Annotated in this window: 13 protein-coding genes, 1 tRNA gene and 1 pseudogene; 11 read left to right on the forward strand and 4 right to left on the reverse strand. The window is 47.0% G+C overall.

The genetic code is table 11. The features are described 5' to 3' along the window. Positions 1-38: 38 nt before the first annotated feature. Positions 39-111, forward strand: a tRNA-Gln gene (locus J07HQW2_RS13920). A gap of 318 nt (positions 112-429) precedes the next feature. Here J07HQW2_RS13920 and J07HQW2_RS13925 read toward each other — a convergent pair. Further along, the gene (locus J07HQW2_RS13925; protein WP_021056220.1) at positions 430-1,113 is read right to left on the reverse strand and encodes a DUF1405 domain-containing protein; all 684 of its coding nucleotides are present in this window, start codon (positions 1,111-1,113) and stop codon (positions 430-432) included. A 442-nt stretch (positions 1,114-1,555) separates the two neighbouring features. Here J07HQW2_RS13925 and J07HQW2_RS13930 point away from each other — a divergent pair. Continuing rightward, a pseudogene (locus tag J07HQW2_RS13930) lies at positions 1,556-2,221 on the forward strand (HD domain-containing protein); the annotation flags it as partial. Positions 2,222-2,688: 467 nt separating this feature from the next. Here J07HQW2_RS13930 and gltB read toward each other — a convergent pair. Continuing rightward, a complete protein-coding gene (gltB, locus tag J07HQW2_RS13935) occupies positions 2,689-7,257 on the reverse strand; it encodes a glutamate synthase large subunit (protein ID WP_021056222.1) in 4,569 nt (1,522 codons plus the stop codon). A 162-nt stretch (positions 7,258-7,419) separates the two neighbouring features. Further along, complete coding sequence (gene proS, locus J07HQW2_RS13940; protein WP_021056223.1) at positions 7,420-8,961, reverse strand: proline--tRNA ligase; 1,542 nt, start codon at positions 8,959-8,961, stop codon at positions 7,420-7,422. Between the two features lie 99 nt (positions 8,962-9,060). Between proS and J07HQW2_RS13945 the strand changes: the two genes are divergently transcribed. The 5 genes from J07HQW2_RS13945 (at position 9,061) to aceB (ending at position 13,961) form a co-directional block, all read left to right on the forward strand. Next, positions 9,061-9,393 (forward strand): zinc ribbon domain-containing protein, encoded by a 333-nt coding sequence (locus J07HQW2_RS13945; protein ID WP_021056224.1) that lies wholly within the window; start codon positions 9,061-9,063, stop codon positions 9,391-9,393. A 352-nt stretch (positions 9,394-9,745) separates the two neighbouring features. After that, positions 9,746-11,665 carry a beta-CASP ribonuclease aCPSF1 gene (locus J07HQW2_RS13950; protein WP_021056225.1) on the forward strand — a complete coding sequence of 640 codons (1,920 nt, stop codon included), beginning with the start codon at positions 9,746-9,748 and terminating at the stop codon, positions 11,663-11,665. A gap of 232 nt (positions 11,666-11,897) precedes the next feature. Further along, the gene (locus J07HQW2_RS13955) at positions 11,898-12,119 is read left to right on the forward strand and encodes a hypothetical protein (protein WP_048075313.1); all 222 of its coding nucleotides are present in this window, start codon (positions 11,898-11,900) and stop codon (positions 12,117-12,119) included. Continuing rightward, positions 12,112-12,510 carry a hypothetical protein gene (locus tag J07HQW2_RS13960; protein WP_021056227.1) on the forward strand — a complete coding sequence of 133 codons (399 nt, stop codon included), beginning with the start codon at positions 12,112-12,114 and terminating at the stop codon, positions 12,508-12,510. The genes J07HQW2_RS13955 and J07HQW2_RS13960 overlap by 8 nt, the downstream gene beginning before the upstream one ends. 143 nt (positions 12,511-12,653) lie before the next feature. After that, on the forward strand, positions 12,654-13,961 hold the full coding sequence (gene aceB, locus J07HQW2_RS13965; protein WP_021056228.1) for a malate synthase AceB: 1,308 nt from the start codon (positions 12,654-12,656) through the stop codon (positions 13,959-13,961). A gap of 67 nt (positions 13,962-14,028) precedes the next feature. On the opposite strand, the gene J07HQW2_RS13970 is transcribed toward aceB, so the two are convergent. Beyond that, entirely contained in the window at positions 14,029-14,409 is a 381-nt protein-coding gene (locus J07HQW2_RS13970; protein ID WP_021056229.1) for a VOC family protein, read from the reverse strand. Between the two features lie 200 nt (positions 14,410-14,609). On the opposite strand from J07HQW2_RS13970, the gene J07HQW2_RS13975 reads away from it, so the two are divergent. The 4 genes from J07HQW2_RS13975 (at position 14,610) to J07HQW2_RS13985 (ending at position 16,795) form a co-directional block, all read left to right on the forward strand. Next, the gene (locus tag J07HQW2_RS13975) at positions 14,610-15,338 is read left to right on the forward strand and encodes a fumarylacetoacetate hydrolase family protein (protein WP_021056230.1); all 729 of its coding nucleotides are present in this window, start codon (positions 14,610-14,612) and stop codon (positions 15,336-15,338) included. 180 nt (positions 15,339-15,518) lie between these two features. Then, positions 15,519-15,704 (forward strand): hypothetical protein, encoded by a 186-nt coding sequence (locus J07HQW2_RS18925; protein WP_021056231.1) that lies wholly within the window; start codon positions 15,519-15,521, stop codon positions 15,702-15,704. Between the two features lie 456 nt (positions 15,705-16,160). Beyond that, entirely contained in the window at positions 16,161-16,382 is a 222-nt protein-coding gene (locus J07HQW2_RS18930) for a hypothetical protein (RefSeq protein ID WP_021056232.1), read from the forward strand. Next, positions 16,382-16,795 carry a hypothetical protein gene (locus J07HQW2_RS13985; RefSeq protein WP_303704167.1) on the forward strand — a complete coding sequence of 138 codons (414 nt, stop codon included), beginning with the start codon at positions 16,382-16,384 and terminating at the stop codon, positions 16,793-16,795. The genes J07HQW2_RS18930 and J07HQW2_RS13985 overlap by 1 nt, the downstream gene beginning before the upstream one ends. Position 16,796: the final 1 nt, after the last annotated feature.

Consider the following 16,796-nt stretch of genomic DNA (forward strand, 5'->3'; position numbering starts at 1 on the left):
GATGGTTTTTCATATGACCGCACATGTGTATCAATTGTAGTCCCGTGGTGTAGTGGCCAATCATAACGGCCTTTGGAGCCGTTGACGGCGGTTCGAATCCGCCCGGGACTATGCGTTTATGTCGGCGAATCCTGTTTTCATTCATTAGCTGATTATCTAAGCGAAACCCACGATGAAGAACACGAAGACTCTGTGAGTTGAATACTCGTGAGAACGTACCGTCTGTTGTAATCTACAGATATCAAGACGAGTGTCTTGGGGCTTGTCTCCGGGGTAGCTCACTTGTTTCGGTGATGAAACATACAATAGATTACCTTCGAACACACACGAGGAGGTCCTCGGTATCGGGACCGTCATATTGGGCTTCTCTAATCTCGTAGATACGAATTTGAAACCATACTAATATCGTCGAATATAATGGCTAATTAATTAACCGTCGTCGTCAGCTATCTCAGATTTTATGCTTCGGATACGGACGGCAAACATCAAAAACAACGTAATAAGTGTCAAACAAATCGCAGCTACGGCGGCGATATCATGTGCACGGACGCTGTGGTCACCGGCGCTGGCAAGCCTTGGTCCAAAATGAGTGTGATGATAATCTCCAATGAGTGGCATAAGATAGTCGACAATGTCATTAAATCCAAACCAACTCACAGCAACACCAACAGCAGGAATAGTAAATTCTGCATATCGATAGATCACGAATGCTTGTAACCCCATTCCAAGGTGACTAATGAGCAAAAACCATTGATATAGACTTTGAGTAATGAATATATCGTTGATGAAAATCTGAACAGCCACCACCCAAAATCCATATTTTAGATTTCCAACAAACGCCAGCGCATGTATCCAGTTTCGACTCTGTCCGAATCGCCATGACAGAAGGCTTAGTACCATCAGCGTTGTTGCGAGTGGACTGTCAGGCACAACAGGCCACATTACTACCGATGTATTCAATAACTGGAATCGGTAATACCAGAATCCAAATATGCTACCGACGATATTGATCAAGATGATTGCCCAAGAAAGCTGAAGTGCAAACGTCTCGATCTGAGTCGGTAACGGTGAGAGATACACCGGAAGATCATCCGGAGCGGGTATTGAATTCATTATCCCTAATTATGATACTGATATGATAATGAGAATTGCAATGTGCCCGCGTGCATTGTGCGTTGATCGCTATTATGACTGAACATCATGATATGGTCGAAGATATCTAATAGCCAGCCCATATCAGGTATAAAACTGCTGGAATGACCTATTTGCAATAGTGGTTGGCGACAGGATGGGGCTAATGAACTATGATTACTAGTTACTCCAAGATAATATAATCATGATAACTTGGAGTACTTGCGATACAGACACTGAGCATGTGCGACTCAGTTTGTGCACTGTAGTGTGCGTAGTACCGATACAACCGATCATATACATCTTATTTATATTATCTCGTCGTAACGCCTAAGAACCGAAGAGCCATTCGTTGGAGTAATGAATCTATTCGTGACTCTATTGCCGGCTGGACTGCCGGAAATAACTTATCCGAGGTGGTATTGTGGGCGTTGAAATTAAGGATTCTGCTGTTTCTGACGCAGAGTTCGAGCGGATGCAGCAGTTTGTTTATGATTATCTTGCTGCTAGCGTTGAGGCTGAGGATGATGGTGGTCGAATGCGGTGGTATCCATGGCATAGTGCGGAATATCGATTCAATCATATTCAGAATGTCATTGAGATCGCAACGACAATCGCTGACCGCGAGGGAGCAGCAGTTGATGTTGTCCGTGTTTCTTCGCTATTTCATGATATCTCCAAACTTGAGGCGGACCAGGATGTCCATGCCGAGGAAGGTGCCCGGGTTACTCGCGAGTATCTTCAGACCCGCGGTAACCTCCCACAGTCGTTCATTGATGAGGTGTGTCAGTCTGTTACCGACCATTCATATCAAGGTCAACTGACAGATGTCCCCCTTGAGACACAGAGCCTCATCGAAGCAGATATTCTTGATAAAATTGGGGCGAACGGTACTGCATTGATCCTCCTACGGATGGGATATGAGTCTCGCACACATACCGATGCTGCAGAAATGGTTGATCGCGTTCTTGAACGTGGACGTAATGCGAAAGAACGGATTGTCTCTGATACCGCCGAAAGTATTGCACATCAGCGTCTCAAACGCGTGAAGTGGTTTCGGGAATGGCTTGAATCTGAAGTCCCAGCGATGTCTGCCACTGAGGAAATCGAATTCACGCCCGATTCCTCGACGGTAAATAATCGGACGATGCCCAACGATACTGATTCTAACGTTGGCGTCACCACTGACCCCAATACAGACATAGACACAGACACAGACGCTAGTACTGACACCGGCACCGATAATAGCGATCCCGTCGACACTCACGTCACTGATGGATAGATAAGATAAATAACACAGTTTGACGAAGTGATGCTGTATCCCTCACAGCGAAGACAACCATCGAATCATGAGTGCCATCTGCGTAAGAATATAATTGCTGTATACACAGTTTGATCTCTCAAGAGACTTACTCGTGAGTTATCAATATTTGTATGATTGATTAAAATCTTCACATCACCTTTTCATTGAGTCATCACTGCTGGCTTTTGTGAGTGAGATGTATGACAAAAACTCGACAAAACTGAAACGATGAAAACTAAATACTACGCATACGATCAGTCGTCGCTTGTTTGTGCAATGGCATCATTATCAGTGATGCTTGCTGAGGCAGCTGCAGCTGGTGGAAGTTCATTCCTTACGTCGTCCCGTGCTCGCTCTTCGATGACTTCTGCATATGCATCAGGCATTACCTTCACGAAGTCACCAACAACATCTGTCCATTGTTCAAGCATCCACTCAGCTTGATCACTACTGGTATATTCTTCGTGATTTTCAATAAGCCGGCGGAGCATCTCCTCATCGCTATCTTCAAGTTGAGACGCAAGCGATACCATTTCTGTGTTTGCTGACTCTGAGAATGTATCGTCTGGGTCGTACACGTATGCAATCCCACCTGACATACCCGCAGCAAAGTTTCGACCTGTCTCTCCAAGGACAGCAACAACACCACCGGTCATATATTCACAGCCGTGATCGCCAACTCCTTCGACAACAGCCTTAGTTCCGGAGTTACGGACCGCAAATCGTTCACCAGCAACGCCGTTGACATACAATTCACCCTGCGTCGCGCCATAAAGTGCAACGTTTCCGATAAGGACATTCTCACTCGCTTCGTAATTGGCTGTCTCTGGAGTGTCAATAATTACTTTTCCGCCAGAGAGCCCTTTACCAACGTAGTCATTGGCTGCACCGGTAAGATGCATCGTGACACCGCTTGCAAGGAACGCACCAAATGACTGTCCTGCAACACCATCGAATGAGCAATGGATTGTGTCGTCTGGTAACCCAGTGCCACCATACTCACTCGAAATTCGGTTTGATAACATCGCACCAACCGCTCGATCAACATTCGAGATTGATTCCGTGATCGCAACTGGTTCTCCATCAGTAATTGCCCCTTCAGCTGACTCAATAAGTTCATGATCGAGTTGCGTCTCGATAGCGGAATGAGTCTGCCCTTCAGTTCGGTGTCTCGTATCACCTGCAGGCTCTGCAATAACATCTGAGAGATCAAGATGACGAGCCTTCTCATGATCGGTCTCACGTTGTGTCAAGAGTGATGGTCGCCCAATCATCTCATCTAATGACTCGAATCCAAGTTCAGCCATTATTTCTCTGAGTTCCTGTGCAATGAACGTCATGTAGTTGATAACATGATCCGGCTGTCCGGGGAATCGATTCCGGAGTTTCTCCCGTTGTGTCGCAACACCGACTGGACAGGTGTTTTCTTGACATTGCCGAGCCATCACGCACCCAGAGGTAACGAGTGAAGCAGTTCCAAAGACGTACTCTTCGCCACCTAACAGCGCCGCAATAGCAACGTCACGACCAGTTTTCATTCCGCCATCGACAGCAACACGAATGCGTGATCGAAGGTTTGTTGCCCGAAGCATCTGGTTTGTCTCTGCTAGACCAAGCTCCCACGGCAGACCCGCATTCTTAATTGATGTCTTCGGTGACGCACCAGTTCCACCGTCATGTCCTGAGATATGCACAACGTCAGAGTTTGCCTTTGCGACACCTGCAGCAATCGTTCCGATACCCGCCTCTGAGACGAGTTTGACATTAATATCTGCTTCAGGGTTTGCCGCCTTTAGATCATGAATAAGCTGTTTGAGGTCCTCAATTGAATAAATATCATGTAATGGTGGTGGCGAAATAAGCCCAACACCTGGTGTTGAGAACCGAACATGGGCAATCATCTCATTAACCTTCTTTCCAGGAAGATGCCCACCTTCACCAGGCTTTGCTCCCTGTGCCATCTTTATTTGAATCTCATCAGCGCTTGTGAGGTACTCTGATGTGACACCAAACCGTCCTGATGCAACCTGTTTGACTGCACATTCTTTTTCAGTTCCAAATCGCTCTGGTGGCTCGCCGCCTTCGCCAGTGTTCGATTTCGCACCAAGACGATTCATAGCGATTGAATTATTCTCATGCGCCTCTGGAGAGAGACTCCCAAGCGACATCGCCGCTGTCGAAAACCGCGTCACAATATCTTCGACAGGTTCAACAGACTCAACCGGAATGGACTCACGATCACCATCGAATGAGAGAAGTCCTCGCAGAGTTTGCAGTTCTTCAGACTGATCATTAATTAGCTCAGCGAACTCACCGTATTTTTCATAATCACCTGATCGAACTGCCTGTTGAAGTGTTCCAACTGTTTCCGGGTTCCATTGATGATGAATTCCATCAGATCGATGCTCGAATTCACCCTGTCGTTCCAACTCTGGGTCGGTTCCGTAAGCGACCGTATGTCGGGTTAATGCGTCTTCCTCAATGACATCAATGCCGATTCCCTCAGTTCTGATCTCTGTTCCTTCAAAGTATTCTGCAATGAAATCTGAATCAAGACCGACTGCCTCGAAAATTTGCGCTCCTTGATATGACTCGACCGTTGAAATCCCCATCTTCGCCATTGTCTTGAGTAGCCCATCTTCAAGCGCTCCGATGTATGAGGCAATCGCCTCGGACTCTTCAGCACCGTCAGGTCCAGCAACAACATCGGCAATCGTCTGGTATGCAAGATATGGATTGATACCATCAGCACCGTATCCGACAAGTGTTGCAATATGATGGACCTCACGTGGGTCACCAGACTCAATAATAAGTCCAGCACGGCTTCGAAGCCCAGAGCGAACAAGACTATGATGTACAGCACCTGTTGCAAGAAGGCTTGGAATCGCTACACGGTCGGAATTAAGTTTTTTATCTGAAAGTACAACGACGTCAGCACCATTTCTGATCGCAGTTGCCGCGTCCTCACGGATTTGTTCGATTGCTGTGTCAAGTGCTTTCTCGCGATCATATGTGATGTCAACAACTGCTGTCGACATTGCATCTTCTTCAGTATTACCCAGTGATTTGATTCCTGATGTCTGTTCATCAGACAACACAGGTGAATCTAAGACGAGCTGACGGGCGTGGGCTTGAGTCTCATCAAGGAGATTCCGTTGTGCCCCGACACGCGATTCGAGCGAAGTGACTAATTCTTCGCGAATGTAATCAAGCGGTGGGTTTGTGACTTGTGCGAATAGTTGTTTGAAGTATGTAAACAGCGGTCGATTAAAATCTGACAGAACTGATAATGGAGTATCATCACCCATCGACCCGACTGGGTCTTTACCTTTTTCTGCCATCGGCTCAATCAGGTGATTAATCTGATCATGCGTGTACCCGAATGCTGCTTGTGCTGCACGGAGATGATCAACGTCTGCCTGCGATTCGTATCCAGAATCACCAGTCAGTTCTGAGAGGTGTCGTTGTTCTGATTCAATCCACTCACCGTACTTCTCATCGGTAAGCGAATCAAATACCTCAGAGTCTGGAATAACACGTCCCTCTTCTGGGTCTGCAACAAATAACTGCCCAGGCTGAAGACGTCCACGTTCACTAATATTACTCGGCTCAGTATCGAGCGCACCAGACTCACTTGCCATAATGAGCGTGTTATCTGTTGTAATATCATATCGACACGGTCGGAGTCCATTTCGATCAAGGACTGCAGCAATTCGATCGCCATCTGTTGCTGCAACCAGTGCTGGTCCGTCCCATGGTTCAACGAGTGAGGCGTGGTAATCGTACCATTCGCGACGATCCTTGTCCATCTGCTCATCACCACGATATGCTTCAGGAATGAGCATTCGAAGGACATGTGGTAGTTCACGACCTCCTTGTAGAAGCAACTCAACAGCATTGTCAACAGATGCTGTGTCTGACTGATCTGGGTCGTTAATTACTGGTTTTATCGTGTCGAGGTCGTCGTCAAATTCTGGGTGTGAGAGGTCTGTTTCACGGCTTCGCATCCAATTGATATTGCCTTGAATCGTATTGATCTCGCCGTTATGAATGATATGTCGGTATGGGTGTGCGAGATGCCATGCACCAAGTGTATTTGTTGAAAACCGGGCATGAACGAGTGTCAGCGTTGTTTTGAACCGTTCGTCCGCAAGATCTTGATAATAATCAGCGAGCTGCGTTCCTTTCAGCAATCCTTTATATACGATCGTTTGCCTGGATAATGAACAAATGTAGAATCGCGCAGCACCGGTTGAGTCAAGTTCATTTACTTCTGTCTCAACTGCTCGCCGAGCAATGTACAAAGACCGGTCAAACTGCTTTTCATCGACTGCACCTGTCTCAGTTTTATGCGTAGATCCAGGGACGATGAATGCCTGCCAAACATCAGGCTCAGATGCAAGCGCTGTTTCACCAAGGTCACTGTTATCTGTTGGAACGTCTCGCCATTCGACGACAGATAGGTCGTGCTCAGCAAGCACCCGCTCGAAGATCGACATAAGACCTTCTCGAGCGGCATCGTCTTGCGGCATAAAAATCGAACCAACGGCATACTCTTCTGGGAGGTCATGCCCGACAACAGCATCAAAGAATGAATCAGGTTGTTGGATAACGATTCCAGCACCGTCACCTGTGTCAGGCTCGGCACCGGTCGTTCCTCGGTGCTCAAGATTTTCAAGGAGTTCAATCCCATCAGATACGGTTTGGTGTGATTGTCCACCGTCAAGATTGACGACAGCACCAACACCGCAGTTCGACTGACTATCTGATGGATCAGCTAATCCATCCGAATTTCCAGTCGTATGGCTACTTGGCTTGGTCATATGATGTTTACAGCACGGTTACTAAAGGAACTTGTCCTCAAATGATATGGTGACACTAACCACATATAAGGCTCCAGAGGAATATATAATATATTGACGATATTCTCGACATCTGACGAATGTAATTATCGACAAATATAATTTTCGATATTACTAATTTCGTTAATAAGACTTGGCGAAATATGCAGTTTCGAGAGCTGGATTATCACAGACCACACATGTTGAGTCTGTCAGATCGAGTGACCCCCCATCGAGCCCCACTGTCGTATCATCACTCCCTGCAGTTGTGTGAGCATCGATACTATCCTGCTCATCGGTCACATCATTGGATAACGGAACCATGACAATCTCGGCTGCGATTTCATCTTTAATTGCTGTTTCACAGCTTTCATTACCACACCATGGAGTTTTGACATATCCACCGTGTTGTCCAATCGTTCCTAACAGTTCAGAGCGGGTTTCGGCTGTCCGAATATTTGACTTGAGTGTTTCTTCTGCGTTTGTATACAACTTCGCGTATATCGAATCAAACTGTTCTTGAACTGCTTCGACAATTCTTGACTGTTCAACTGTAATTGACTCCCCATCAGGTCGATGTACCAGTGTGACTGTTCCCTCCGCGGCTTCATTTGGTCCAATTTCAGCCCGCAATGGTACACCCTTTAGCTCCCATTCATTGAATTTAAATCCAGGATTCTGTTCATCACGGTCGTCAATTTCGACACGAATGTCAGCATCATCAAGCTCGTCTGCAATATCTTCAGCATACTCAATCACGGTCTCTTTTGTCTCTGTCTGCCAAATTGGGACGATAACAACCTGTTCTGGAGCAATCGTCGGTGGGAGTACCAATCCCTGATCATCCGAATGCGTCATAATTAATGCACCAAGTGCTCGCCACGAAAGCCCCCATGATGTTGTGTGTGCGACTTGTGATGTTTCGTTTGTGTCAGTGTATGTAATATCGAATGCATCCGCGAATCCAGTGCCGAGATAGTGTGATGTTGCGCCCTGGACCGATTTCCCATCTGGCATCAGTGCCTCAACAGTCGTTGTTGTATCCGCTCCTGGGAATTTATCATGTTCTGGTTTCGCACCTCGGAGTACAGGAATCGCAAGCAGATCTTCATACGTTGACTCATACTGATCCAGGCGACACATCGTTTCTGTCCATGCGTCCGCCCGCGTCTCATGCGCAGTATGACCTTCCTGCCAGAGGAACTCTTTTGTTCTGAAAAACGGCTTTGTTTCCGTTGCCTCCCATCGAACGACTGAGGTCCATTGATTCACTCGCATTGGCAAGTCTCGGTAGCTCCGGATCCATTGTGAGAGATATGGAGCGATGATTGATTCTGATGTCGGACGGACCGCAAGTCGTTCTTCAAGTTCATTTCGACCAGCCTGCTCAACCCATGCTACCTCAGGATCAAATCCTTCAACAATCTCTTTCTCACGTTCAAGATACCCTTCAGGAATAAAGAGTGGAAAGTATGCATTCTGAACACCCGTTTGTTTGAATCGAGTGTCAAGATAACTCTGTACACGTTCCCAGAGTTCATATGCTCGTGGACGTGTGATAATGAATCCACTCATCCCATCTGGCCCGTAGTTAGCTAACTCAGCCTTCTGAACAACCTCAGCATACCACTCACCAGTATTATGTGTCTTTGATTGAGTAATCCCGAGATCTTGATCCTCACTCATTAGTTAAAAAGAACTTTAGCCGCGTATTAAATCCCCTGAACAAAACGATCCCTCGTCTGAGCCAGTTCGCTGCACTCTGAATGATATTGCTGACCCCTAGTGACTGAGTTTGAAATCCTACAGCGAGTGTTGTATCAAGATCACCAGACGGTGATTCCCGGTGTCTGTTTCAAACTCGATACTACGTACGAGAGATGTCCAGCGTGTGGATTTGAGATAGATAGAGACGCGAACGCAGCGATTAATATGTTATCTCGTGATTTTGAAAAGCTAGGACTGGGGCAGTCCGAAGGCGTAAGTCCTGTGGAGACTGCGCTCGCTCTGTTCACATCGTCAGGAAGTTGTGGCGTCGTGGATGGAAAGCGCGTCGTTGAGACAGAACAGAACAGGGAGCCCCAGCCCCACCCTCACCGGAGCCGCGCCAGCGGCTGAGTAGGGTGGAATAGTTCACACGCTATGATACATTACAAAACGTCAAGTTCCAATCCAACAGTACGATATCGTTGGATTCAGCCGTGTTAACCTGGGGTGGATGTCAAGTATATGATTCTGGCTTGAGAAGATTTTTATACGCAGGCGGAGCTACGTCTGGATAAGCGGGTTTTGCCTGTTTCCTACATGACCAGGACCGCCAGAGATAGCGATTTCATTTGGTCATTCAATATGCTCTCTCATCCATTATGACGCTTTACCATCTCCGGCTTAAACTGTTCGTCCGATATTATGATAGGAGTGACCCGACATATCGTCTGCTCACAACATTGTGGGCAGGACGTTCTTACTTATGAGCTCAGTAGATACGCAACTTGAGGAACTGAAATCAGAGATAGTGGCCGAACTGCCGTCTGATATCTCTGTCTCAGATGTAACGTACGAGGGACCAGAACTTGTTGTCTATACCCGTGATCCAAAGCGATTCGCAAACAACGGTGATCTCGTTCGCGACCTTGCAGGAAAGCTTCGCAAGCGCATCACCATTCGACCGGATCCAGAAGCACTTGCGTCACCAGCGCGAGCGCAGGATCAAATTCATGGAGTAATTCCCGATGAAGCGGGGGTAACCGATCTTGATTTTCATCATGATACCGGTGAGGTTGTGATTGAGGCAGAAAAGCCTGGGATGGTGATTGGGCGTGGTGGTGCAACACTTCGAGAGATTACACAGGAAGTTGGATGGACGCCTGAAGTTGTTCGCACGCCACCGATTGAATCATCAACAGTGTCAAATGTTCGCAATTTCCTGAAGCAAGAACGCGATGAGCGCCGAGATATTCTCGAACGTGTTGGTCGACAAATACATCGTGAGGAACTCTCAGATGATGAGTGGGTTCGTATCAGCACACTTGGGTGCTGTCGTGAGGTAGGTCGCGCCTCATTCGTTCTCTCAACGCCGGAAACACGCATTCTTATTGACTGTGGAGACAAGCCGGGGTCTGAAGATGTCCCGTTTCTGCAAGCTCCAGAGGCGCTTGGGTCCGGTGCAAGTTCGCTTGATGCGGTCGTGCTCACACATGCCCATCTTGACCACTCGGCACTTCTTCCCCTACTATTTAAATATGGATATGACGGACCGATCTATACAACAGAGCCAACTCGTGATCTGATGGGACTACTCCAATTGGATTATCTTGATGTGGCAGCAAAAGAGGGGCGTACACCACCATATGACTCTTCGATGGTTCGTGAGACAATCAAACACACCATTCCGTTAGAGTATGGTGATGTAACCGACATTGCCCCGGATGTCAAGTTGACGTTCCACAATGCAGGTCATATCCTTGGGTCAGCAGTGACGCATTTCCACATTGGCGACGGACTATACAATGTTGCATTCTCAGGCGATATTCATTATGAAGACACTCGATTGTTCAATGGCGCAGTCAATGACTTCCCGCGTGTTGAAACACTTGTTTTAGAGTCGACATATGGTGGTCGCGATGATTACCAGACGGATCAAGAAGACTCAGAGCGTGAACTCATCGAAGTCATAAATGAAACATATGATCGTGGTGGAAAAGTCGTCATTCCTGCGTTTGCTGTCGGACGGTCACAAGAGATTATGCTCGTTTTAGAAGAAGCAATGCGAGCCGGCGATATTCCACGCATGCCAGTCCATCTTGATGGGATGATCTGGGAGGCAACCGCGATTCATACAACATATCCCGAATATCTCCGTGATAATCTTCGTGATCGGATCTTTCATGACGACGAAAACCCCTTTCTCGCCGAGGAGTTCAATCATATTGATGCTGGTGAAGAGGAACGACAGACTGTCTCCGATGGCGATCAATGCATTGTGCTTTCGACGTCAGGAATGGTCACCGGTGGACCAATTATGTCTTGGCTCCAACATATCGGCACCGACCCAGATTCACGCCTGATCTTTGTTGGATATCAAGCACAGGGAACACTCGGTCGACGTATTCAAGATGGATGGGACGAAATCCCGATTAATGGCGATCAACTCGGTCGATCAGAAACACTAACTCTTGAGATGGATGTCACAACTGTCAGTGGCTTCTCTGGACATGCTGACCGTCAAGGACTTGAAAACTTTGTTAAAACTATGAATCCTCGCCCTGAAAAAATTCTCTGTGTTCATGGCGATGAGCAGTCGGTTCAAGACCTTTCATCTGGACTGTATCATGATTATAACCTTCGGACATTTGCCCCGAAAAATCTTGAAACATTCCGATTTTTATGATCACCTAAGTCAAATATACTAATCGTTGCTTCAGGTGACTCATCTTACGAAGGATAGAGGAGAAAGCCCCGTCCTTCAGGCGGATAGAGGATGTCAAGCAGGCGAAAGACACCAGATATCCGAAAATTAGTATGGACACTCTCCAGCCCTGTTATATAAGAATTTAAAATATTCAGTGATACTCTCACGCCTCGCCAGAACGTATATATCGTATGCGGTTGTGATTATGACTATGTCTGAAATGGACGTGCCTGAAGAGCGAATCCAAGAAACAACGAGTTGGCCGGACCTGGCAATTGGTCTTTATGACCGGTTGACCGGTCGTGGTGCCGAAATTATATATGACTTTGAGGATATGGAAGTGGAGGTCCCAAGCGGTACCGGAGAAGATGCAGAACACGCACAATGGCGTGTTGATGGCACTGTCCGCGTGACAACTCGCGAACGTGAGTGACACACCTACTGAGCCGTCACAGATCCCACTGAATGTCAATGCCGACCTTACAGTATCTGTTGACGGCGGAGAAGCAGAAGTATCGTCGACTGGCGATCGACTCTTCGTCACGTTTCCATCGGTTCTACCAGCGGTGAGTGCGCTTCGTGACTTACCGAATGATCCTGATAGTACCGATGCGGTTGCGACTGCACTGTCACGGACGGACCTGACGACTGAAGTCCGTATTCATGACCGAACAGTTGCGGTTATCGGTTCTCAAGCTAAACCAGGAGTGCTTTCAGAAGCGCTCTCCGCCGATCCAATTGAAGTTCGAGCTGGCGGTGCTCTCGGTGCGCTTACCCGCGAGATATCAGATGCGGTAAAACGTGTCCGGCAGTTCTTCAAATAAAAAACAACTACGGTCAAACAACACTCAGCACCAGTAGCTCTGAGTTGATGTTGTTACACACTACTGTTTTTTATAATCGAATAGGTTAATATTGCTTTCAAGTCTTGGCTTTAATATACCTCAGAGGGTTCATTTACATGCACATGAGTGTTGAACGAAACTACGATCGTGAGTTTGTTCGGACATTCTTTACATCCCCAACGGCTGTCGAGGGTGAAGACGACTCCGCAAAGATGATCCACAGCGCAGCACAGCTCCGAGGTTTGAAAGCACCCGACGTTTGGGTCCCAGATAATGAAGATGCAACTGCTCCTTCAATGCGTGATGAGGGAGTTGAAAATATTATTTCAGTCATTTCTGAGCACGGCGCAGAGTTCCCTGGTGAAATCCACCCCCGGATGGTGTGGCATCGTGAAAGTCCGACAGCTCGATATCAAGGATTCCAGCATATGCTTCAGATTGCCGATCCTGACAAGGGGGCAATCCAACATATTGATGGATTCGTGATTCCGGAAGTCGGCGATATCGATGATTGGAAAAAAGCTGATGAGTTTTTCACGATTATCGAGAATGAGTATGGATTAGAAGAAGGTAGTCTTTCAATGTCAGTGATTGTTGAAAGTGGGGAAGCCGAATTAGCACTTCGTAATCTCCGAACAGAAATGGGCAAACCATCGAACAATCTTGAACGGCTTTTTCTGTTAGTTGACGGTGAGGTTGATTACAGCAAGGACATGCGCGGGATGACACCAACTGGTGAACTTCCATCATGGCCGGAACTGCGACATAATACTTCTCGTGGAGCAAGCGCTGCTGGGCTTGTCGCTGTTGACGGTCCATTTGATGATATTCGCGATATTGAGGGGTATCGCGAGCGGATGATAGATAACCGTGCGAAGGGAATGATTGGTATTTGGTCACTTACCCCGAGTCAGGTTGTTGAGGCAAATACTGAGCCGCTTCCACCACAAACCGGCTCGTGGCTCCTCACTGCTGATGATAATGACATTGAACTCGAACAGACCGATGGGAAACATGTGTATGATGGCGATGCCGTCAGTCTCTCTATTGAAGATGATGATACCTATGATCTCGTGGTTGGAAATGATGAGCACACGCTCAACCGTGATGAACTCCGATCGGAACTCCTGAATATGACGGCATATGTTCCGAGTATGGACGATATTGTTGATTCAATGGAAGAGTTTGAAGCTGCCAAGGAGGCTGGCAAGGGAGCGATTGCAATGACACAGTCTGCGACACTTCTTATTGACGGTGTTGAAATCGATATCCAGACTGATCGAATGTGGGATGAAGCGACGTATCAAGCGGCAATGACGCCGATTTCACTTTTCCAAGATGTGTATGAACACCGTCCCGACCAACATGAAGAACTTGAGGACCGATACAGCACCGATGTTGTTAATCGAGCAACACAGGTTGGCAATTAATCTCGTTGAGCGTTCGGTATAAAAACGAAATTATCATAAAAAAGTTGAGCCAAAACGACGTATCCGACTACTCTGACACTGGTTCAATCAGTTCGACAAGGTGACCATCGGGGTCTTTGATAAATGCGGTGTATGCACCTGCTGCGGGTTGCGGTCCGGGTTCGGAAGCGATCCCGTAATGATCGATTCGTTGGATTGTTTCATCAACATCATCAACGCCGAGTGCTAGATGATCCCAGCCAGTTCCCATTTCAAACATTGTTTCACCTGTTGTTTCTGAAAGTTGTAATTCAACCCCGTTTTGATCGACAACATAGTAGTTCGTCGTTTCCCCATCTTCACTCGTAAACTGCCAAGACTTTTCGAATCCAAATTGCTCATAGAATGCAATTGAGTCTGTTGCATCGGCGACGTTCAGACAGGTGTGTAAAATTGTTGCATCGGACATCGTTTCTCATATCTATCATCTACTGGAGTCACTTGAACAATCCGGTGTGTGATGACGGTATCATCTCCACTCAAGATTGATTATTTTAGCCACGCCTGATACTGCTTTTGCGCTCATACTTGTGATGTCTATCTATGATTTGGATAATATCAACAATAATTTGTATTTGAGAGTAAAATCGCAGTTGCTATCCAATTATTATGAAACACGCTCGTTTACAGACCCCGACTGGTATTGTCAGTGGTCGCTATCACGATGGTACTGTGAATACTACTGATGGGATATACACTGTCGGTCGTGATGGTCAATTAACAGTTCCATGTATCCCATCGGCACTGTACTGCGTTGGTCGAAATTTTACTGAGACACTTGATCAAATGGATTATGATCGCCCTTCAGTTCCAGACTTTTTTATCAAACCACCTGCCTCGCTTATTGGTCCAACACAACCAATTCGATACCCAAAGTGGTGTAATAAACTGACCTATGCTGGTGAACTTGCGGCTGTTATTGATACCCGATGTCGTCGTGTTGATCAATCGTCTGTTCCAGATGTTATTCGTGGATATACTATCTTGAATGACGTTGATGCGATTGACCAGGAAGGACGCACAGCCCGGAAGGCATTCGATACATCTGCTCCACTTGGACCCTGGATTGAAGCTGACATTGAGCCACATGATATCACAATGAAGACAACAATCAATGGCGAAACAAGACAATCAGCCACAACCAAGCAGATGATATTTGACCCATATGAGATTGTCTCATTTCTCTCCCAACGATTTACACTGCAACCAGGAGACATCATTTCCTTTGGAAGTCCAGCCAATCCAGGGACGATTGAACCAGGTGATGATATTACAATTCGATACGATGGTGTTGGGACGCTGAAAAATAATGTCATTGAGACAATAGACAACGATTGATATCCTCCAGCGCCTGCAGACGTAGGTATTCTCTTCGTATTGTATAAAATATAGTATACACTGCGGAATGTACGTTCACAAAATAATGGCTGAGCCCAGTGACCACAGTTCGTTATTTAATTATATTTTCTCCTTCGCCAGGTCGGATACGCACAAGTGGTTCCGGATATATAGATAACTATGAACGATACTTACGATGGTCCGTTGACATGGACAGATGTTATCGACGCTACCATTGATGAAGAAGTGGCGCGCGATGAGGCAATTCGATTGACTGTCGAAGATCTTGCCGTTGATATTCCAATGTGCTTTGATTCAGATACCAATGCAGATGCGGATCGGATGCGGATGCGGATGCGGATGTAGATGTTGACGCAGCCTCTGAGACAACGCCTCCTGAGCACGACCAAGCACGGTGGCGATTTGATGGCACCGTGAACGTGACTGTTGAGGGCGTCCGTGAGCCTCTAGCTGAGTGGCTCCGACTGTGGACGCGTAAATAAGATCTGTTATTCCACCAAGACAGACTGTGTAAAGGCAGTATAGCTATATTATCACTATCGACGGATGCTCATAGAACTGATATCAAAATAGAATACGAGTAGTAGATTCAAATTCCTATGAAGCAATCTCTGTAGATAGTATTTGTCTGTTTGATGTTGTATTACAGAAAATCACGGAGAAAGCCCACGAGTTTGCTCGTGGGATGAATCCGACAACTCACTCTCACTCCACAATCCACCGTCGATAGCAGACCTGACTCTCCCATACTATCCAATCCATACCATACGGTTATAAACAAATACTTCGTCGCCTCTGATAATGACCCGAGCCAACCAATTCACCGTTCGCCCACGCTCCGTCACAGAGCGTGAGGTGTTTGTTCAGTGGTTGGACGCTTCTGGGACTGTGACTGGGAGTCTCTGGAACGAGACAAACTACGCTCGACGCCACATCAACACTTCCTTGAAAATAAAAACGTCTGGGACGCCGACACAGGTAGTCTCGAAGGCAACTCCAAAGCCGTTCTCAGCAGTAGAGTAGTGTCGCCCAGCAAATCATTCGCAAGAACTCGAAAGCGTGGCGGTCTTTTTTCGCCAGTAATACAAAGTATCACGCTGGAAAACTCCCAGACAAACCATCACCGCCGGGATACTGGACCGGGGCACCGAAGACGACGGACGAATGCAGTGCTTCACACGTATGTCCGTACCGACCAGTACACCATTGAGTACGGGAATCGATCCCGTCTTGAAGTTCCGATTGGACCCGAACTCAAAAACGAACTCGGGTTGAATCGGAATCAGCGCCTTCGTGTTGACATATCGGGATACCCGAAGTGGCGCGGCGAGCAGAGCCAGCGCGAGATGGACACGACAAAACCGCAGACATGTTCAGCTACCCAACCAGTCACTATCCGACGCAATCACGATCGCCAAGACTCGCCTTGTTCGTGAC

Origin of the sequence: Haloquadratum walsbyi J07HQW2, from assembly GCF_000415985.1 — an archaeon.
GTDB classification, from domain to species: Archaea; Halobacteriota; Halobacteria; order Halobacteriales; family Haloferacaceae; genus Haloquadratum; species Haloquadratum walsbyi_B.

Bases quoted from the DNA above. Each gene is read 5' to 3' on its own strand.
- J07HQW2_RS18925 (WP_021056231.1), top strand. From the start codon at position 15,519: ATGAACGATACTTACGATGGTCCGTTGACATGGACAGATGTTATCGAC.
- J07HQW2_RS13955 (WP_048075313.1), top strand. From the start codon at position 11,898: ATGTCTGAAATGGACGTGCCTGAAGAGCGAATCCAAGAAACAACGAGT.
- J07HQW2_RS13970 (WP_021056229.1), bottom strand. From the start codon at position 14,409: ATGTCCGATGCAACAATTTTACACACCTGTCTGAACGTCGCCGATGCA.
- J07HQW2_RS13950 (WP_021056225.1), top strand. From the start codon at position 9,746: ATGAGCTCAGTAGATACGCAACTTGAGGAACTGAAATCAGAGATAGTG.
- aceB (WP_021056228.1), top strand. From the start codon at position 12,654: ATGAGTGTTGAACGAAACTACGATCGTGAGTTTGTTCGGACATTCTTT.
- J07HQW2_RS13975 (WP_021056230.1), top strand. From the start codon at position 14,610: ATGAAACACGCTCGTTTACAGACCCCGACTGGTATTGTCAGTGGTCGC.
- proS (WP_021056223.1), bottom strand. From the start codon at position 8,961: ATGAGTGAGGATCAAGATCTCGGGATTACTCAATCAAAGACACATAAT.
- J07HQW2_RS13925 (WP_021056220.1), bottom strand. From the start codon at position 1,113: ATGAATTCAATACCCGCTCCGGATGATCTTCCGGTGTATCTCTCACCG.
- gltB (WP_021056222.1), bottom strand. From the start codon at position 7,257: ATGACCAAGCCAAGTAGCCATACGACTGGAAATTCGGATGGATTAGCT.
- J07HQW2_RS18930 (WP_021056232.1), top strand. From the start codon at position 16,161: ATGACCCGAGCCAACCAATTCACCGTTCGCCCACGCTCCGTCACAGAG.